The sequence below is a fragment of the Arsukibacterium sp. genome, from assembly GCF_033721375.1.
In the GTDB taxonomy this organism is placed as follows: domain Bacteria; phylum Pseudomonadota; class Gammaproteobacteria; order Enterobacterales; family Alteromonadaceae; genus Alishewanella.
In genome coordinates, this window is record NZ_JAWWAP010000006.1 from 279,231 (window position 1) to 297,848 (window position 18,618).

The window sequence follows — 18,618 nt, forward strand, 5'->3', positions numbered from 1 at the left end:
CTTGGCATACCAGCATTAGTACACCAGCATCTGAGCGCTGGCCAGCACGGCGGTGCAGGCTGCTTTGGCAATAGTTTGAGTACGCTGGCTATCACAACTGCCGTCGCACTGGCTTAAGCGGTCTATCAGGTTATTCAGTTCAGTCCGGGCAGCGCTGTTATCCAGCGCTGTTGCTGGTTGCAGCGGGGCAAACCGGTCCAGGAGCGGGCTAATCAGCGCATCCCGGTTAGCCGGGCTTAAGGCATCTGCCGGGCCGGCATTAAAGTTAAGGTCCGGAAACCACTGGCTGCGCAGCACTGAATTGCTGATTGCCGCATTACAATAGGCAATGCCCAGTTGGGTAATCGCCATTTGCTGAGCAGAAATAAAGGTTTCAATATTACTCAGCGCCGGCAGCTGGCGTGTAATGGTCTGATAGGTCTCAGCCACCGCCGGTGTTGCCTGAGCAACCCCGGTCAACCTGCTCATACTGGCATGAATAGCGGCAAAAGGCCGGATGCCAATATCGCTGCTGACCGTATTAGTCTGGCTGATTTGTTGCAGCGGAAATGTTGGCTGGGTGCGGACATTACTGTACTGACCTATCTGGCCAAACGACAGGAAAAACTCATCGCTGGCTGCGCCGGCTTCTGCCGCAATAATGGTACCCAGTTCAGACATTGGCACGGCTTCACTAAGATCTGTGCCACTATCAAAGCTGAATTGCTGACGGGTCCAGGCCTGACCTGAGCTCACCTCGCGACCGTTAATCGCCAGTGCCATCTCGCTGATATTAAGATCGGCCGGTAACACCGCGCCATCCAGGTTAATCAGGTAAGGCTGACTAAACAGATAGGAGTAATTATCAAACTGCGCCACTTCAAACACAATGTAGCTTGCTGGCAAATCAATTAAATGGCCAATCGCAAACGGCAGGTAGAATTTCTGGCCGACGCCGATACTGAAGTTCTGGGCAATTTGCTCAGCGGTCAGCGCCCGGTTGTGGATCGCCAGCAAACGGATACTGCCCTGCCATTGCCGGCTGCCGTCCGCTTCGTTACCCAGCATCAGCGCAAAACTGTCATCCCAGTTACTGATAGCATCAGCCTCGCCCTGCACCCCACTGTCCTGACCATTAACATAAATACGCTGGCCGTTGACCGGATCCTGGGTCAGCACCACATGCTGCAGACTGGCCTGCAGCAATTCGTCGGCATCGGCCGTACTGAGTGCCGGCATCCCGGCAAAATCACTGCCGGCGCGGCGCAGTAAAAAGTCGTAATTATACTGGGTCTGGCCCAGGGTGAAGTTACGGCTGATGGCGCTGCCGGCATAACTGATGATTGCTGCCGGCCCTTCCTGCACCACGTTGGCCGGGATCACCCAGGCTTCAATGGTCATCTCGCCGGTGGCACCAATCAGCTGTGCCAGCTTAGCACTGCTTTGGGTTGACGCCTGCGCCCGGCCACTGTTAATTTGCAGCCCCCAGCCGGTCAGCCAGGCAAAGTCGCCCTGCAGGGTTAAATTCGCGGCAGGCTCGATGCCGGAGGTATCAAAAGCCTGATTACCCTCACCTTCTTTAAACTGATAAAACGCTATCTGATTACTCTCGTAGCGGCCACCACTGGAGGCAACGACACCATCTGCCAGCCGCAGTGCTTTTGACGGCACCAGCTGCGGATCCAGCTCAGTAACCGGCACCGCATCACTAATTGCCATCACCGCCGCCAGCATTACCGCTGCATCGCTACTGCAATCTGACCAGCAGTTATGAAACTCGCCACCTAAGCGGGCCACCAGCCTCGATAACTCCGGCAGGTCCAGATTGATTAAATTACGACTGGCCTGATACGCCGCATCGACATCGGCGGCGGCAAAAAACGGTGCCTGGGCGACGCTGGCATCCGGCGCATGACAACCGGCACAATGCTGGCGCACCAGCGGGTACACACCATTTGCAAATAGCGCCGAACTTTCCGGCAGCGCTTTACTGGCTCCCGGATCACGGATCACCGGCGCCACCAGGGTAACAGCGGCCTGCTCGGCACCGGTGGTATTGCCCCAGTTACGCAGCCACTGGGTTATCGTATCGGCACAGGCGGTATTGCTGCTCAGCCAGCAGTTATGGCCACCGGCCACTTTCTGCACCATGGCCGACTGCGCCGGATCGGCTAAATTAACCAGCGGCAATACTGCGGCATACGCCAGATTAATATCGTCGCGGCGGACAAAAAATGGCGACGTGTTGCCCTGCTGGTGGCAGCTGCCACAGCGGTTATCGGCTACCAGGTTATCCCACAGGTTTAACTTAAACTGCTGGACATCAGCGGTTTGTGGTGCCGGGCCGGTATAATTATTTGAGTTATCCTGCACCGGCGGTGGTGGGTTCTGTTCAACCTCAGCGCCACCACAAGCCGTTAATAAGATACTCAGCATAACCAGAAGTAATATTCTCATGGCTAGTCTCCCATACAGTAAGTGGCAGTGTCGGCGAACACCTGTTTTAAGTTATAACCGCTCTGACTGAACCGCTCGCTGGTTTGCTGAATAAGGTTGACGTCTGCCAGAGTTTCCGCCGGGCGCAGACAGGTGGTCTCAAACGCTTTTTTAACCTGACACTGGGCAAAAGCCACCGAGTGCGCCAGCTCCTGGCCTAAACTCTTGGCACCATACCCTTCGCCGGGTAGACTGCTGTCCCAGCCCAATGCCTGATTGCGGCCCTCGCGCCAGTAGTTTTGCCAGTGATCATCTTCAGTTTTATAGCCAAATGGAAAGTTACCGGAGTTGATATGATATTTCGGCTGTACCCGGCTGCCGGTCTGACTGTTGCTGCTGCCGCTTTGCTGATAGAACAGCCGGCCATTGTCGCCGTTTTCATCGCTGAACTGATAGTCGTAATAAGCAAAAGCCTGGGCTAACGGGTCCATCCCGGCATGGCAGCCAATACAGCGGTTATGAAATATCCGGCTATCGCCACCCGGGCTGCGGCTGACATCCTGACGGATCCGATGTGCCGGGGTGCTGGTGTCTTTTAACGGCTCCAGATCGGTGCAAAGCTGGCTCATTAAAGTAAAGCGCAACATGGCACGGTTAGTTCCGAGATAGAAAAACGCTTTGGCGCCGGCCCGGCTGGTCATCACTCCGGCACTGGCTTCAGTCGGAATACCCAGTAAGCTGCTTTGCGATCTGGGCTCCAGATGTTGCTGCAAATCAATACCCTGCTGATCAAGCGCCAGATAATGGGCATTATTATCAGCAGCATAGGGCGGCAGACCTAAACTGTCGGCGCCGACATACAGTACGTCAGTTTGCAGAATTTGCCGAAAATCAGCATTGTCCCTGACCAGACCGATAATGGTGGCACTGTAATCGTTTAACGGCTCAAAAACATCTAAGTCGCGGTTAGTGGCTGGGGTGGCAAACAGCTTCAGGGTGGTCCGGTAAAAATCCGGATGCGCCATCGCCAGCTCTGCCGCTGCCTGGGCGTTGCCCTCGCCAATTAAATCGGCCATTTGCTGCAGTGTTGCCGCATCTGCCGGCACACCGGTCAGCCGGTCGTGCAAGCGTTTAGCCTGCTCCAGCGGCCCGGCGGCGAGCACCCCACTAAATCCTATTGCCGCTACCGCAACCAGCAGGCGTGCCGCCAACAGCTTTATCTCGCTTTGCATATCTCTCTCCTGCCCGGCTAACCGGGTAAAAACGCAATAGTCCACCTGGAACGGGTTGGCTTAACTTCGGCCGCGCCGAAATTTACTGCCTGCAGGCGCAACGTTAACTGTCGCTCCAGCCGTTCATCATTTAATTCACTTTCGACAATATTGACTTGTTGCAGGCTACCGTCGGGGTTAATGATCAACTCAAACACTACCTTGCCTTTTAACAACGGGTTCGCCCGCAACGCCCGGTTATACAGGGTATATAAACTGCTTTTATTTGCTTCCAGCGTTTGGCGTATACTGGCCTCGGAGCGGCCACCGGCCGTGGCGGCATCATTGCTGCTGGCACTGCCGCTATTAGCAGAAGCCGGCGCCGATGCTGCCAGGCCACGCAGCTCACCTTCGGCCAGGGTGGTATTCTCAGCACGATTCAGATCAGCTCTGGCGACATCAGCACTGACTGCTGCCGCTGCTTTGGCGGCAGTTTTGGCCAGCTCAGGGTTGGTGATCCGATCCGGCTCCGCTGTCTCGGCTGCTTGCTGGCCATCACGCTGTAATTGAGGTGCCTGCTGATTAACGGTAAAGGTCTGGCGCAGCGCGGCCAGTTCATCCTGCATGGCGAGCAGCCCCGCTTGTTGGGCTTGTGCTCTGGCCGTCTCTGGGGTAACCGGGCTGGCCTCAACCACCTGTTGCTCGGGCTCAGGTTCAGGCTCCGGCGCAGGTTCAGGCTCAGGTTCCGGCAGTTCAATCGGTTCTGGTGGCGTTATCTCCCGCTGCTCTAATAACACCCGCGCTAATTGCGGCGGTAATTGCTCCCGTTGTTGCCGGCTGCGCTCAGGTACCTGATACAGCGGTACCGCAATCGACAACAACAACAGCAAGATCAAACCGCCAGTCACTGCTTTGCTGAAAAACTGATCTTCCTGCTGCCAGCCTGGGCCAGCGTGCCAGCTTAACGTCGTCATGGCGTAGCCTCCAATGCACTGCTACGCTGCTCTACCGCCAGCGATACATCGCGGTATTCGGTGGCGGCACTAATGGCCATCAGCCGGCGCAACACCGCATAGGGGGTTGCGGCGTCAGCCAGAATCGTCAGCGGCCGGCCCAGCGGCTGTTGCTCAGCCGTTAATGGCGCAGCGCGGCCCGCCAGATAGCTCAGTTCCTGCTGCACCGCTGTTGCCAGCGGTTCCTGCCATTGCTCGGGTGGCTGCTGCCAGTCACCGCGCCATACCGGTTTACCCTGCACTAATACGCCGTTAGCGGTAACCGTTAACAATACCTGCTCGCGCGGTAATTGCTCTGACACCGATTGCGGCAGACTCATCTCTTTATTGCTGGGTAGTACCACCACATCAGACTGATTTACCATCAGGAAAAACACCAGAATGGTAAAAATATCCATCAGCGCAACCAGGTTTAGTTTCGAGCTTTGCGCCAGCCGCTGGTTTTGCTTCAACATACGTTTGGCACGAGATGACTGTTTCATTCAGGCCCCCCGCTGACGTCGGCCGGTAACTGACCAAGTGAAATTACCGGAAATAACTCTGCATCCACCACCGAAGCTGCGACCACGGTTTTAAAAGCCCGGACGGTGTCCATGGCACTGACCAGGGTCTGGTAGTCCAGGGTTTCCGGCGCCAGAATACTGATATCCCGCTTGCTGATATTTTGCTGCTGCCAGGTTAGCTTTAAATCCTGTAAAAAAGCCGATAACGCCGCAAAATCAGGCTGGCCCTGCTCGTTATGGCTAAATTCCCGCAGCAACTGGCCGGCCGGGTAGTTCAACCGCAGCCGGTCATCCCGCAGTTCCAGCTCGAGAATTTGCGGGTTATCCTGCTCCTGCTGCATCAACTGCTCGGTCTGCGGCGGCAGCTGAATATTCAGCACCCGGATCTGAGTAAACACCAGGCTTAGCAACAATACCGGCACCAGTACGATCATCAGATTCATAAAGGAGGTAATGTCGAGTTCAGCCTCGCTCTGGCTGACTTTATGCTTTCTGATCATCCCGGCCACCCGTAAAACGTTGTCCGATACTATTCATTAATTTAATACCCGCCATTTCCATGGTATCGACAATACTGGCGGTTTTACTTTGTAACAGGGCGTGGACAAACACCAGCGGAATAGCGGTCATCAGGCCAAAGGCGGTGGTATTCATCGCCACTGAAATACTGGAAGACAATAAGCTGGCTTTTTCCGACGGGTCGGCGTTGGCCACAGCCGAGAACGCGGCGATTAAGCCGACAATAGTACCGAGCAGACCCAGTAAGGTCGCGACATTTGCCAGCGTGGCCAGAAAAGGCGTGCGCTTTTGCAGGCGCAGGCTGTATTCCAGCACGACTTCTTCCATCGCATATTCCATATCTTCGCGCCGGTGGGATGAGGCTAACCGGTTTACCCCGCTGGCCAGCATTAAACTAAGCGGTGTTTGATCTTTATCAGCATGTTGCACAATAGCCTTGGTATCTGCCGCCGCGATGGCCGGTTGCAGCTGACGATAAGCCCGCTGATTGCTGGCATAGACCGAGCGTAAAAACCACCAACGCTCAATGGTAATGGCAATACCTAAAATCAGAATAAAAGCGATGGGGAAAATAAAATAACCACCTTCCTGCAAAAACCGCACTATGCTATTGACGAAATCCATGCTGTAAACCTCTTAATTATTTTCTGTTGATGCTGTACTGGCAGGTTGCTGCTGGAGCGACTGTGCCTCTATAAAACGTAAAAACTGCTGGCGGTCCAGCGGCTGTATCGGTGGTGGCGCCACATTAAGCTCCGGGGCCGGAATACGGATCTGAGCTATGCTGTCCTGCCATGGCAGCACATACAAGGTGCGGGGTTGCTCCTGATTACCGCTGATGGTAGTGCTGATATTCACCTGCACCGTGTCAGCTGAACGCGGATTAACCGCAGCCCTGTTGCTGGCTGCGCTGCCAGCTTGCTCTGGTTGTGCTGGTTGTGCTGTTTGTTCTGATTGCACTGCTTGCTCTGCTTGCTGCGCCAACGTCAGACTGCTTAGCAACAACATACTCAGGCTAACCGTTATGATGCTGATATGTTTCATCGCTTACTCCTGCTGCTCAAGCAAGCTGAGCCAGGCTTCTGCCATCGGATCACTGCTAAGCTGCTGGTATTGCTGATAGTGATAGCGGGCCTGCTCAGGCTGCGCCAGATAAAGCTCATATAAAAACCCCAGATTTTTATGGGCTTTGGCAAAATCACTGCGCGTTGCTAGTGCGTCCAGCCAGTAACGCCGCGCCTGATTAAAATCACCTGCCTGGCGGGCAATCACACCCAGTAAATTGGCTGCTTCAACATAGTCAGGCTGGCGCGCAAGTATCGCGCTCAACTGCACCCGGGCCTGCTCTGTTTGCTGCAACTGCCAATAACATACCGCCAGATTGTAATGAATTCCCGGGGCGTCTGGCAGCGCCAGTGCCAGCGGTTCAAGCAGGCTCAGTGCTGCCTGATAATCCTGCTGTCGCAGCAACTCTTTAGCCTGGGTAAACTGCTGCTGCAGCTCTGGCGCCAGCACCGGCCTGGCTGCAACCGGCAATGAGTCACTACCGCTGGCAACGTCCGGCGTTCGCGCCTGCTCAGTTGCAGGCTGCTGCTCTGCCGCGGGTTGCTGTGCTGGCTGCGGCTCGCTGTTTTGTGCAGTTTCGCTCTGACGCGCCGGATCATCAGTGGTGGAGAACTGAGCACAATGACTCAGTGACAACAGCAACAGCACCGCAACAGCAAGTCTGCTGCCAACGAGCTTTTCGCGGCCAGTAAAACGGGTGTCAGTAAGCTTCATCGGCGAGCTCCAGGTAAACTGCTGGTTTACGGTAACGGGCCGGCGATAACTCAGCCAGCTTGCTGAAACTGGCGGCTACCCATTTGTCATACAGCGGCTGGCTGACCAGCGCGGCATTTTGCTGATAAATTTCAATCGCCAGCTCTTCAAACGGGTAGGCCTGTTCTTCAAGCAGTAAGTCATATTGCTCCAGCGCCATTGCATCCAGCCCTTTTGGCCGTTCAGAATTCAGCAATGCCGAGGCCATTTGCTGGTACAGTTCGCCAATCTGGTACTGAGCCTGACTGTAAAAATCGGCCACCTGCCAGCTCATACTGGTTTGCAGCAACTTTATCGCCGCGGTCATATGGCCCTGTTTTTTCTTTAAATTGTCACGCAGAGGCTGGCGTAAGCTTACGCCATTGAATAATGCGCTGTTATGCAGCCCCAGTTGCAGCGCCGCTTCCGCAGCCAGATAGCGGCTGCGCTGATTGCCGCTTTGTTGCTGCCCGGCACTTTGCTTATCCGCATTTTGCTGTTCGGCATTAACAATCCGCTGATACCAGAAATTACGCCGGCTGATGTCATTCTGCGCCTGATATAACTGAACCAGCCGGGAACGGGCTTCCTGCGCCTGCAAATGAGGCTCAGGATACTGATTGGCATAACTGCGATAGGCCAGCCGTGCCGCCTCGCTGTTACCGGCCTGCCAGTAATAACCTGCTGCTTTATACAACAGCGCCTGCTGCTCGGCGCCGGCATTTAGCGTGGCAACCTGCTGACTAAGTAAATCAGCTGCACTTTGCCAGTCTTCTAATTGCTCATAGCTGTTTAACATTGCCCGGCTAATGGCTGGCAGCTCGGCACTATTGGGATAGCGTTGCTGATAGGCCTGCATCAGGCTGATCGCTTGTGGCAATGCCTGCTGCTCCAGTAACAGGCTGATTTGCTGATAAGCAGCACTTTGGTGATATTCCGATACCGGCAGTTGCAATAACCGCTCGATATGCTGCAGCCGCTGCGCAATTGTTATGCCGGTTTGCTGCGCCTGCTGATAAACCGCTGACGCCCGCTGCTCAGTCAGCAACTGGTAGCGCTTAGCAACAACACTGCTGGCGGCAGTTGCGGCTGCGTTTAAACTGGCATCGGCGGCATAAATTGTCAGCAAATCGGCAATGCTTTGCTCTGCTTTGGCATAGTCTTGCTGCGCCAGTTCGGTTTGGCTGACAATAAATAACGCTTCATTTACCAGTTGCCGGTTGCTGAGTTCCGGGTGCGGCCAGTCTGTTACCCGGCTGGCATAGTCTGCCACCTCGGCATAGGCCTGCTGCTGATAAAGATCGGTCAGTTGATTCAGGGCGATTTGCTGAGCCGCCGGGTGGCGGCTGTGCCAGCGGACAAACTGCTGCTGTTGCTGCCACCAGGTATCAGCCGCAACCCTGTCGGCCGGCGCTGCTTTTGCCAGCGCTTCACTTAGCAGCAGTGCCCGGTAGGCGGCCTGCTCAGCGGTAAAGCTCTGAGCATTAAGCTCGGTGGTCGGATAGCCCAATTGCTGATAGGCTGCCAGCGCTGCTTTGCGCTCACCGCTTTCTGACAGCGCTTCTGCCAGCAAATAACGAATATCGTCCGGCCACAGCAAGCTGTCGTCCCGCTGATCTTCCGCTAACAAAGGATGTACCTGCAATAACTGCTGCCAGTAGCCTGCCAGCGTGGCAAACTGCTGTGGCTTCTCCTCAGCGCTGGCTTGCAGCGCCTGTTGATGCCTCTGCCGGCCGAAATAATCCAGATACTGGGCAAGGCGCGGCGCCAGTTCAGCCAGCTCGCTTGGCCGTGCCTGTTGCCAGAAGTCGCTGGCCGGGCCAAACCGGCTGATAAAGGCCTGTTGCGCCTGCTCTGCCGCTGCCGCTTCGGCATAATCCAGATGATACTGCACTAACTGCAGTTGCATCCGGGCCGCTTCGATAGCCAGTGGCTGATCGCTGATAAACAGCCGGTAACTGTCCAGTGCGGCCTGGTTCAGCTCCTTTTCAAATAAAAAGTCGGCCAGCGCCTGATATAACGCAGCCTGATAGGCAACCGGCCGCTGCTCTGGCGGGCCGTCGCGAAATGCTGCCCGCTGCAGTAACGCCAGTAAGCTTGCTGCCTGCTGCTGATAACTGAGCGAAATGCTTAAGATACGCTGTAGTTCCTGGCGCAGGCTTTGCTGCTCGTCTGCAGCAAGACGCTGATGATAAGTTAAATCCAGCGCCTGCAAAAAGGCATCATCGGCCGCGGCATATTGCTGCAGCTGGAAATGACTCCAGCCACTCATATACAACGCATGCTGGCTCAGCTCTGGCCCGGCCAGCGCCAGCACCTGCTCAAATGCCGTTAACGCCTCTGAGTAGCGGCTCTGACTGTAGTAAATATCACCAATCCGGAACCAGAGTTCAGCGGCAAATTCACTTTGCGGGTATTGCTCAAGCAACACTTGCATTTGCTGCTGGGCAGCCTGGCTGTCACCGGTTAAATCAAGCGCCCTCGCCAGCTGATAATGAATTAATTCATTGTTCGGATCAGCCGGAAACTGCGCCAGCAACGTCCGGTATTCGGTAATGAGCGTCAGTAGCGCCTGTTGCTCAGCGGCCGGTTCCAGTTCACTGAGTTCCAGCTGGCGGGTATTTAATTGCGATAAGCGATAAAGTACTTTCTGGCGCACCGCAGCAGCTGGCGCCAGAGCTAATAAATCCTGATACACCTGCTTAAGCTGCGCGGCAGTTACCCGTTCAGGCTCTGGCAACGCGGTCTGATTAAAAGGTGCCAGCTCTGCCAGGGTCGGGCGGCGCACAGTGTTATCCGGCACACTGCTGCAACCAGCTAACAGCGACACAACCAGTAAAGAGGATACTTTGTAAGTCGTTAGCTTGTGCATTACTGCTCCTCCTGTGAGGTCAGTAATAACTGCTCTATTACCCGGGCAATGGCCTGGGTATTTAACCGGCGCATTTCCAGCAATTGCCCGCGTTCGGCCAGGCGTAATTGTTGCAGGTCATTATTCAGCTGGGCCAATAACAACTGCTGCCGGGCGGCCAACGCTGTGGCAAACCGGCTTTCCTGCTCAGTCAGGATGGCCAGCTGCTGCTGTTGCGCCAATAAACGCTCCGTTTTGCCATCAAGCCGGGTTAACCGCGCAAGCGCCTGTTCACTGCGGCTGAGCTGGGCTGTCAATTGCTGCTGTTGTTTGCTCAGCTGCCAGTCTCGCTCAGCTCTGTTGTACTGATAATGCCACTGCAAAATACCGGCTAACCGGTTTAAACGCTCCTTGGCCTGAGACACATCACGCCCGGCAGCAGTCAGTGCCTCAACCCGGCCCCGGGCATTGCTGAGCATCAACTGCAGCTGGGCATAATTCTGTTCACTGTCATCCAGCCACAATTGCTGAGCCATCGGCTGTGCTTTGGCATTGGCGATAGCGCTAGTCAGCTGCTCAGCCTGCAGTTGCAGTGCTTGCTGCCTGGCCGTTAAAGCGGGCAATGCCGTAGTAAGTAATTGCTGCTGCTGCGCCAGTTTAAACCGGACGACGTCACTAAGGTTGTCCAGCCGGCTTAAGCGTTGCTGCTGCAGTTGATGTAACTGTTGTAATCCATCCAGCTGGTTGCTCAGCTGAAATAATCCAGCTTGCTGGCGTAGCTGATACTGCTGCCAGCCACTAAGCGTGGAGGGCTCGGCCAGTTGTCCCAGGGTAACGGGCCGGGCATGGCCGTTGTTGTCCGCTAACTGCTGCTGATAGTACTGATCGGCCCAGCGATAGGCAGCCAGCGCATCCTGTTGGGCCAGAGCGCGTTCAAACTGATTACCCAGCTGGTGCGCCGCCAGCCAGCTGGCCCGGGCGTAAGGATAACGGGCAATCAGTTGCTGCAACACCGATAACAGGGTTGGAATTTGCCGGTTTTCAGTCAACACGTCACGATACAGGGTCATGGCCGGCAATGTCAGCACACTATTGCTGGCAAAGTCACTCAGCAGCTGCTGCGCATCAGCCCATTGCAGTTGATCGACCAGCAAACCGGCCTGCAGCAATTGCAGATAATCGGCCAGTGCCTGGCGTTCACTGCTGTCATTCAGTAACGGATCTGACCAGCGCCAGCGAAATAACTGCAGCCAGAAACCTACCTGGGTGTCTGGCTGCAACCGATCGTTCAGCTCGCCCAGCAACGCCAGCGCCTGCTCTGGTTGCTGTTGCTGGCGTAATGCCAGAATCTGATTAATCACCACATACGGCAGTTCACTGTGACCAGCCAACCGCTTAAAAACATCGGTATCGCTGGTGGCGATTGCCGGCCAGTTCAGTAATTGGTTTAACAACTCTGCCTGACCGGCCAGTTCGTCTAATGGCGGATTTAACTGGTTAAGGTACTGTTTTGCCAGCTCAGTTTGCTGCTGCCCGAACAGATAGCGACTGTATTGCAGCAGCGCCACATTGCGCAGCTGCCGGGGTAACTTGCCACTGAGTGTCTGATCATCCAGTAACGTCTGCAGCAAAGCGGCCGTGGCGACCGGCATGTCCAGCTGCAATAACAGCCCGGCTTGTAACAAGCTGGCTTTGGCCGGGCTTTCTGCGGCCATTGCTAACTGCAACAGCGCCTGATAATAATCATCCTGATAAAAATGCCAGGCAGCCAGCCGGTATTGCTTCTCGGTGCGCTGCAACGGTTCGGCCGCAGCAGGTAGCAGCAGGCACGCCCCCAGCATTGACAGCAGCAGGCGGGATGTCAGCTTTATGCTCAATTGCCGGACCATACTTCCACGCTGAAATCAGGTTGGTAATCAGCACTGCTGTCGGTAATTTTCAGCTCCAGCAAAACGGCTTCATCAGCTTTGGTAAAACGATGGCTGACCGCCCGCCGATAATCACGATCTTCCGGGCCCTTGCCGACAAACACTGCCGTTAACGTATGGTCACCCGCGCGGATATTACCTTTATAAAGCGGCTGAACTGCACCACGAGCTAAGCCCGCCAGCTGACTTTCGGTATACAGATGTGCCGTCACTGCTTGATCATTTAACTTAAGCTGAATACTGTCCAGCCGGAAAAAACTGCCGGCATCAACCGAGACAAAAACAGCCAGCTGGGTTTGCGGGGGAAACAATAATTCTTCTTCCAGAATAAACAACTCACGGTTAAGTGCTATCGCCTGTTGTTTTAACTGCTCCAGTTGCTGCTGAGCAGACGCGTCAGTGGTTGCTGCGCTGGATTCGGTGGTAGCTGCGCTGGATAAAAACGGCACCGCCAGCAACATAATGCTAAGCAGTACAGAACGGACAAACTGACATCTCATGCTGCAACCCCACTAAAAATAAATACTGAAAAAGGCCCGGTATACATTCGCTGTTAGCTGATATAACGGTTCAGCGCCGGCCTCTGCTCCGGTAACGGTGACATTTCGAAAATTGTTGTAGCTAAAGCGGATATGGTCCCACTCCAGGTTTAATTCAGGCTTGGCTGCCGGCCACCAGGACCAGCTGGCAAACCGGTAACTGGCGCCGATACCCACACTCAGGTTGTTAAAGTCGCTAAGCTCTTTATCTCTGGCCATAAAATTCTGCTGATTGGCAAAATCAAATAAATCGGCATAAAACGAGGCCTGCCCCTGCTGATACCAGCGGACATGGCTATCCAGCACCCAGCGCTCACCCAACGGATGAATGTATTCAAGCTCGGCATCAAAGGCCCGGACATCCCAGCTGTCCTGATAATGACGCAACGAGGCAGTCAGCGCCGCCCGGTAAGGTAAGTAAAATTTATTTACCAGACCCAGCGCAAAACTATTGCGGGTATTGGGATAGCGCTCAAACTGATAGCCATAGCCCAGTTCCGACAACGGGTCGCGGAAGCGGACACTGCGATATGGATTGTTCAAAAAGCCCTGCTCCATATCCACTTCAGCATTCAGCGCACTGATCCAACGGGTGGTCAGAACCTGGGTCACGCCGACACTATAACTGTAGCGGCGTAGCTGCTCACTGAAGCTTTCATCGCCATTACGGCCGATTTCGTCATCACCGACTGCGGCATTCAGACTTAAGGTGGTCATGCCGCCAAACGTATCATGGGCTACGCCCAGTGAAACCGACTTGGCGTTGTAGTCATCTTCATCACTTTGCGCATAATTAAGCGACAAAATACTATTGCCGGTCAGGTAATCGACGCCTAACCGGCTTTCAATCCGGGTTTCGCTGTATGCTGAAGCGGTTGCCACCACATCAATGGAGGCGCCGGATACGGTATCAACATAGTAGAAACCGGAAACAGAAACCTGCTCACCAATTTTACTGCGCAGCATCAGCGCCGGGCCATCAATCGACACCCCGCCGCCCTGATAGCTATGGTGCATCAGATCAACCCGGTTATCGGGCAGCACTGCCGCGGACAATGAGCCGCTAAGCAGTATTGCCGCCAGTGCCGCCAGCTGCACTTTAGTTACAGCCACAACCGCCTCCACCGCTGCCATCGGCACCTTTAGCTGCTTCGCGCGAATCGCGGACATGGGCACTGTGCTGAATCGCGATCGGATGGCGGCCAAAGGCCATTATCGGATCGGCCAGTTCGGCCCGCTCATAAGGTTTCACCCAGGGTTCAATACTGGCGCAACCAGCCAGCCCCGATAACAGCAGCATGGCTGTCAGCAGCTTAATTGCGCAGCAGGGTTTTAATATCATTTTCATATTTCTGCTCGTAACCCGGCTTATAACCGCGATGAACACTGTGCACGTTGCCATCTTTATTAATGATCACCGTGGTCGGCATCGCCTGAACCTGATAGCTCTCTGAAACATTGTTTTCGGTATCAAACAAAATCGGAAATTCGACCCGGGTCTTACTCAGATATTTCTCTGCCGCACTGCTGTCCGCTTCGACATTGACCCCCCATATCTGCACCCCTAAAGGCTGATACTTACTGGCCAGTTTATCCAGCGCCGGCATTTCCTGCAGACAAGGACCACACCAGCTGGCCCAGAAATTCAGCACGATAATGTCGCCGCGCTGTTCAGCCAGCCGCAGATTTACGCCGGTTAACGCTTTAAGGGTAAAATCGGGCGCTGGCGCCTGCGAATCCGCTTTTGCACTGTGGGCACTTAATGACAGCACAGTTAACAACATACTCAATAACAGTGTTTTCATACAACTTTCCCGTTTTTTAAAAATAAACAGCAAGGCCCAGGGCCATACTCAGGTTATGGGTCGTTTTACTTTCCGCTAAAATAGTGGTTTCAAACACATAGTCACTCACCACCAGATCCATCGCCAGCCAGTCAGTCAGATAGAGCCGGAACTGACTGCCAAATTTGACAGCAAACACCGTGTCCCCGGCAAAATCCACATTGCCGGCACCGGCAAACAACGACCAGCCGGTATTGACGGCATAATCCTTACCGAGGTATACCTGGCCTGGTAACAACACATAACCAAGCTCTGCACCATAATAATGCCATTGCCGCTCATCGTCCGTTAACAGCGGGGCCGCGCCGCTTAACCGCTCGTACGAGGTCAGGCCGGCCTTGGCCAGTGCATATTCCGCACTGATATAAAAATCTTCGTTAATGTGGTAACTCAGCTGTAGCGCTGCCAGGCCGCTGTTACCAAAGTCTTCGATAGCCAATGCACCACCGCGCAGTGCTATCGCAAAATTCTCGGTGTCCAGCCGGGCAGGTATCACTTCAGACTGGTCAATCTGGGGCTCAATCCGGCTGCTGCTGTCGCTGTCCTGCCGGGCAAACGCTGCCGTACTTGGCAGTATTAAAACACTGGCTAGAACGCCAGCCGTAATCCAATTAACCATGTATTCGTCTCTTCATTTACATCGCGGTCGGTACTGACCAGCGCTCTGCGATAACGCAGGTTTGCCTGCATCCGCGGTGTCAGCGGATAATTTAAACCCAGTTCCATTGTTGCCAGCGGGCTGCGCCGCTCCGGGGTTTGCACCAGCACCGTTCTGGGCCGGGTCAGCAATACACCGCCACCCAGCGCGATATAGGGCGAAACCTGCCAGTGTGGCCACGGGCTGATACTAAGCTGCAGTAAATACTGCTGACTGCTGGCTTGCTGGCCACTGCCCTGCCCGGCACTGAGCTCCAGTGCCACAACCTCTGAAAACAGGTAGCTGCCACTTAACTGATAATAACTGGTACCGGCAAAATCTCCGGCTGCAACCCCAAGCTGCCAGCTTAGCGGGGCCTGATCTGCCTGCCATAGGGCGGTGACGCTTTGCGTAGCGCCAACCGGGTATAAATAATCCAGCTCGGAAGCTGCCAGCCATAGCTGTTGCTGCCGGTACTGTACCTTAACCCAGGCTGTGCGCTGCTTCAGTAATTGCAAACTGTCATTTTTCAGCGCGACCTGAACAATCGGATAACCGCGGCCGGGGCCGGTGCGCAGGTCAACAAAGTCTTTCTGGACAGTAACCTGCTGGCCCAGCACAGCCGCCTGCTGCGCCAGAACCGGCGCAATCAGCAGCAGACAAAGCAAGCCGCACCAGCGCATCTAGTCAGACTCCACAACAAAAGGTGAGTTATAGTACTGCGCACCCATATCCAGCCACTGACTGATTAACCTCAGTTCAGCTGCCGACAAGTAGCCTTGATGGCTGCCGCCCTGAGCAAACTGCCGGAAAAACCGTTGGCTGGCCAGTGCACCGCCGGCCCGCATCGTGGACTGCACAGGCACGGTAACCATCACCGGTATTGGATTGCCGTCTTCGTCCAGAATCAATTCGCCATCGGCATCGCGTAAAAACACCGGGTTACCGTCAGCATCGACTTGCTGCACCAACCGGTCGACCAGCACACCACCAATAACTTCCTGCTCGTTATCATTACTGAGCAGTTCACGATAGCTGGCCATATGCTCAGCCTGCACATCTGAGGCCTGATCGGTCAGTTCCAGCTGCGCTACCGGTAATACCGTGGCGCCGGCAGCATCTGTTCTGCTGTGACAGCTGACACAGGTGTAATCACGGAGTAATTCATTGGTCAGCGGGTCAAACTGACGCCGGTCCAGCTGCCATAGCGGCTGAATATGGGTGGGATAGTCTATCCGTAGCCGACAGGCAGCCTGCCAGCTGTTAAAGCATTCCAGACCAACGGGAGTCGTGGTTGCAAGATCAGTAAACTGATTCAGTTCTGCCGGATCAGGCTGGCGTAACGCCGGATCGGTCCAGATATCCTCGAAATCCAGGGCTGCAGTTAAGGTTTGTTCGCCCAGCAACCGCGCCATCGTTTGGGCCATCGTCTCACCGGCATTTGGCGGCAATAATGGGTTGGCATTAGCAAAAGAGCCAGCGGCACTGGCCGGGCCGGGGTTAATCGTTGGCCATTCACCGCTCACTCTGCCATGTGGCCTGGTTGTGTTTGCTGTGTGGCAACCATTGCAGCTTAAAGTTTCGCCAGCGGCCAAGGTTATCCACTGTTGATGCTGCGCCGATACCGCCTGGCCATCAGCGTTCAGTAAACTAAGTGCCAGCGGTACATTAGCCGGTACTTTAACCCGCACTGAGCCATCTGGCTGCACCGGGGTAATACCCACTAACTCACGCATTAATTGCCGCCGGTTAACGCCAAACGCAAAATTCGGTACTTCGCGCAGCTCTTCCGGCGGAATTGGCACGCCCCGGATCAGACTTAAATAACGCACCGGCCGCTGTGCCGCGCTCGTTTGCATCGGGTCTGCTAACTGACCAATTGGCTGCACTGGCTCGCCACCGATATCATAGACACTGCGAATGTCCAGAATCGCTTCGCCAACCTCAGCCAGCATCGGATCGGCATCAGGGTTAGCAGGCAAAAATGCCGGTCGCGGATAATCCTGCAACACCACCGCTTCGGTTAGCAATTGTTGCTCAGTACCCAGTTTCACCGGGATCTGAGTCTGCTTTGCCAGATCAAATAACCATAAGCCAAAACGGGGCGTCGCCAGCGGATACTCAGTCGGATCGGCGACCAGCGCACAGCTGGTCAGCTGTTCATCAACGATAACCTGACACGGTGCCCAGCTGACCAGAAACCGCTCAGAGCCGTCCTGTAACGCAAACACATTCTGCACCAGGCCAGCAGGCTCCGGCCGGCTGGAGTTATCAAAATCCCAAGGCAGCAACGGTGTTTGGGCCGGTAAATTAAGCACTTCCTGATACAAAGGTTGCTGATTATCACTGGCCAGTGCCAGGGCAATTTGCACTGGCATCACATTCAGACCATCCTGCTGCCGGCTGCGTAATAACGCCGCTACCTCGCCGTTCGCCTGCAGCAGCGGTCTGGCAAAATCGACCTGGCTGTTGCCCGGCCCGGTCTGATGGGAATGCCAGCCGTACAGCAGCTGATTGGCAGAGCCGTCCGGACGCATCTGATACCAGTTAAACATATTGCGGTCGGATTGGTTATCCCAGCGGCTGTAGAGAATGTGGCCATCGGGCCGGACAACCGGATACAAATCGTGGCTCAGATTAAAACTAATTTGTTCAATCTCTGTGCCATCGGCATTCATCACATGTAAATTAAAAGCCGGCCCCTGTAAATCTTCATGTAAACCACTGTACTGTGGTTTAAATTCATCCAGTAAAATTTGCCGGGCTTTTTGCTGCCGGCTGGAGCTGAACACAATACGGCCGTCGGCTAAAAAGCCGGGATTAATGTCATGTCCCTGTTCAGCACGCAGCGGATCGGCAATGACAGGCTCAACCGTATCAGTGCTGCGACTGTAGCGCCAGATGCTCCAGCTAGGCTGCAATTCGTCCGGTACGTCTGCCAGCTCAGGTGGCCGTAGCGCAAATAACAACGTATCGCCATCCGGCGACACCACTAAATCTTTGACATCGTACGGTGCACCGGCAAAAAGTTCAGCCAGTAACTCGCGCTCTGCTGACTGAGCAAACGCATTTTGTTTAAGCATAAGCTGTGCGCCGGGATTAAATTGCTCCGGTGCTGTCAGCGTGATCTGAAAGGGTTCATCCTGGTCGTCCATTATTGGCCTGGCCACATAGGCCAGCGGATATTCCTGGGCAACCGGGTCGTTAGGTTCGTCCTGGACGCTGATGTCGGCGTTGCAGCCGACCAGACAGGTGAAGCCAGCCAACAACAGTAAGGTATGTTTAATCATTATTAGCAGTACCAGCCACCTACAGCGATGACAACAATAGTAATTGAATAAATGTTAATTGATTAAATGTT

General features: G+C 54.7%; 17 protein-coding genes. All 17 read right to left on the reverse strand.

What is annotated here, in order from left to right; all coding sequences use genetic code 11:
* Window positions 1–15: 15 nt before the first annotated feature.
* Genes R3187_RS11430 through R3187_RS11510 form a run of 17 tightly spaced genes read right to left on the reverse strand, consistent with a single transcriptional unit; the run spans window position 16 to window position 18,547 of the window.
* Window positions 16–2,436: a LamG domain-containing protein gene (locus tag R3187_RS11430; RefSeq protein ID WP_318967174.1), complete on the reverse strand. Its 2,421-nt coding sequence runs from the start codon at window positions 2,434–2,436 to the stop codon at window positions 16–18.
* A 2-nt stretch (window positions 2,437–2,438) separates the two neighbouring features.
* Window positions 2,439–3,647 (reverse strand): hypothetical protein, encoded by a 1,209-nt coding sequence (locus tag R3187_RS11435; protein WP_318967175.1) that lies wholly within the window; start codon window positions 3,645–3,647, stop codon window positions 2,439–2,441.
* Between the two features lie 17 nt (window positions 3,648–3,664).
* A complete protein-coding gene (locus tag R3187_RS11440) occupies window positions 3,665–4,600 on the reverse strand; it encodes an AgmX/PglI C-terminal domain-containing protein (RefSeq protein WP_318967176.1) in 936 nt (311 codons plus the stop codon).
* Window positions 4,597–5,121, reverse strand: coding sequence for a biopolymer transporter ExbD (locus tag R3187_RS11445; RefSeq protein ID WP_318967177.1), 525 nt, complete (start codon window positions 5,119–5,121; stop codon window positions 4,597–4,599). The genes R3187_RS11440 and R3187_RS11445 overlap by 4 nt, the downstream gene beginning before the upstream one ends.
* Window positions 5,118–5,642, reverse strand: coding sequence for a biopolymer transporter ExbD (locus R3187_RS11450; RefSeq protein WP_318967178.1), 525 nt, complete (start codon window positions 5,640–5,642; stop codon window positions 5,118–5,120). Before R3187_RS11450 ends, R3187_RS11445 begins: the two co-directional genes overlap by 4 nt.
* Window positions 5,626–6,285, reverse strand: a complete 660-nt coding sequence (locus R3187_RS11455; RefSeq protein WP_318967179.1) for a MotA/TolQ/ExbB proton channel family protein — start codon at window positions 6,283–6,285, stop codon at window positions 5,626–5,628. The genes R3187_RS11450 and R3187_RS11455 overlap by 17 nt, the downstream gene beginning before the upstream one ends.
* Window positions 6,286–6,297: 12 nt before the next feature.
* Window positions 6,298–6,705 carry a hypothetical protein gene (locus tag R3187_RS11460; protein ID WP_318967180.1) on the reverse strand — a complete coding sequence of 136 codons (408 nt, stop codon included), beginning with the start codon at window positions 6,703–6,705 and terminating at the stop codon, window positions 6,298–6,300.
* A gap of 3 nt (window positions 6,706–6,708) precedes the next feature.
* The gene (locus R3187_RS11465) at window positions 6,709–7,440 is read right to left on the reverse strand and encodes a tetratricopeptide repeat protein (RefSeq protein ID WP_318967181.1); all 732 of its coding nucleotides are present in this window, start codon (window positions 7,438–7,440) and stop codon (window positions 6,709–6,711) included.
* Window positions 7,427–10,330, reverse strand: coding sequence for a tetratricopeptide repeat protein (locus R3187_RS11470; RefSeq protein WP_318967182.1), 2,904 nt, complete (start codon window positions 10,328–10,330; stop codon window positions 7,427–7,429). The genes R3187_RS11465 and R3187_RS11470 overlap by 14 nt, the downstream gene beginning before the upstream one ends.
* A complete protein-coding gene (locus tag R3187_RS11475; RefSeq protein ID WP_318967183.1) occupies window positions 10,330–12,198 on the reverse strand; it encodes a hypothetical protein in 1,869 nt (622 codons plus the stop codon). Before R3187_RS11475 ends, R3187_RS11470 begins: the two co-directional genes overlap by 1 nt.
* Window positions 12,183–12,737 (reverse strand): AraC family transcriptional regulator, encoded by a 555-nt coding sequence (locus R3187_RS11480; protein WP_318967184.1) that lies wholly within the window; start codon window positions 12,735–12,737, stop codon window positions 12,183–12,185. Before R3187_RS11480 ends, R3187_RS11475 begins: the two co-directional genes overlap by 16 nt.
* Before the next feature lie 12 nt (window positions 12,738–12,749).
* Window positions 12,750–13,889: a DUF3570 domain-containing protein gene (locus R3187_RS11485; RefSeq protein ID WP_318967185.1), complete on the reverse strand. Its 1,140-nt coding sequence runs from the start codon at window positions 13,887–13,889 to the stop codon at window positions 12,750–12,752.
* On the reverse strand, window positions 13,876–14,124 hold the full coding sequence (locus R3187_RS11490) for a DUF4266 domain-containing protein (protein ID WP_318967186.1): 249 nt from the start codon (window positions 14,122–14,124) through the stop codon (window positions 13,876–13,878). The genes R3187_RS11485 and R3187_RS11490 overlap by 14 nt, the downstream gene beginning before the upstream one ends.
* Window positions 14,090–14,581, reverse strand: coding sequence for a TlpA disulfide reductase family protein (locus R3187_RS11495; RefSeq protein WP_318967187.1), 492 nt, complete (start codon window positions 14,579–14,581; stop codon window positions 14,090–14,092). Before R3187_RS11495 ends, R3187_RS11490 begins: the two co-directional genes overlap by 35 nt.
* A 16-nt stretch (window positions 14,582–14,597) precedes the next feature.
* Window positions 14,598–15,239 carry an outer membrane beta-barrel domain-containing protein gene (locus tag R3187_RS11500; protein WP_318967188.1) on the reverse strand — a complete coding sequence of 214 codons (642 nt, stop codon included), beginning with the start codon at window positions 15,237–15,239 and terminating at the stop codon, window positions 14,598–14,600.
* Complete coding sequence (locus R3187_RS11505) at window positions 15,209–15,940, reverse strand: SH3 domain-containing protein (protein WP_318967189.1); 732 nt, start codon at window positions 15,938–15,940, stop codon at window positions 15,209–15,211. The genes R3187_RS11500 and R3187_RS11505 overlap by 31 nt, the downstream gene beginning before the upstream one ends.
* Complete coding sequence (locus R3187_RS11510) at window positions 15,941–18,547, reverse strand: hypothetical protein (RefSeq protein WP_318967190.1); 2,607 nt, start codon at window positions 18,545–18,547, stop codon at window positions 15,941–15,943.
* Window positions 18,548–18,618: the final 71 nt, after the last annotated feature.

Bases quoted from the DNA above. Each gene is read 5' to 3' on its own strand.
- R3187_RS11445 (WP_318967177.1), bottom strand. From the start codon at position 5,121: ATGAAACAGTCATCTCGTGCCAAACGTATGTTGAAGCAAAACCAGCGG.
- R3187_RS11435 (WP_318967175.1), bottom strand. From the start codon at position 3,647: ATGCAAAGCGAGATAAAGCTGTTGGCGGCACGCCTGCTGGTTGCGGTA.
- R3187_RS11505 (WP_318967189.1), bottom strand. From the start codon at position 15,940: ATGCGCTGGTGCGGCTTGCTTTGTCTGCTGCTGATTGCGCCGGTTCTG.
- R3187_RS11500 (WP_318967188.1), bottom strand. From the start codon at position 15,239: ATGGTTAATTGGATTACGGCTGGCGTTCTAGCCAGTGTTTTAATACTG.
- R3187_RS11495 (WP_318967187.1), bottom strand. From the start codon at position 14,581: ATGAAAACACTGTTATTGAGTATGTTGTTAACTGTGCTGTCATTAAGT.
- R3187_RS11430 (WP_318967174.1), bottom strand. From the start codon at position 2,436: ATGAGAATATTACTTCTGGTTATGCTGAGTATCTTATTAACGGCTTGT.
- R3187_RS11475 (WP_318967183.1), bottom strand. From the start codon at position 12,198: ATGGTCCGGCAATTGAGCATAAAGCTGACATCCCGCCTGCTGCTGTCA.
- R3187_RS11450 (WP_318967178.1), bottom strand. From the start codon at position 5,642: ATGATCAGAAAGCATAAAGTCAGCCAGAGCGAGGCTGAACTCGACATT.
- R3187_RS11460 (WP_318967180.1), bottom strand. From the start codon at position 6,705: ATGAAACATATCAGCATCATAACGGTTAGCCTGAGTATGTTGTTGCTA.
- R3187_RS11455 (WP_318967179.1), bottom strand. From the start codon at position 6,285: ATGGATTTCGTCAATAGCATAGTGCGGTTTTTGCAGGAAGGTGGTTAT.
- R3187_RS11490 (WP_318967186.1), bottom strand. From the start codon at position 14,124: ATGAAAATGATATTAAAACCCTGCTGCGCAATTAAGCTGCTGACAGCC.
- R3187_RS11470 (WP_318967182.1), bottom strand. From the start codon at position 10,330: ATGCACAAGCTAACGACTTACAAAGTATCCTCTTTACTGGTTGTGTCG.
- R3187_RS11465 (WP_318967181.1), bottom strand. From the start codon at position 7,440: ATGAAGCTTACTGACACCCGTTTTACTGGCCGCGAAAAGCTCGTTGGC.
- R3187_RS11440 (WP_318967176.1), bottom strand. From the start codon at position 4,600: ATGACGACGTTAAGCTGGCACGCTGGCCCAGGCTGGCAGCAGGAAGAT.
- R3187_RS11510 (WP_318967190.1), bottom strand. From the start codon at position 18,547: ATGATTAAACATACCTTACTGTTGTTGGCTGGCTTCACCTGTCTGGTC.
- R3187_RS11480 (WP_318967184.1), bottom strand. From the start codon at position 12,737: ATGAGATGTCAGTTTGTCCGTTCTGTACTGCTTAGCATTATGTTGCTG.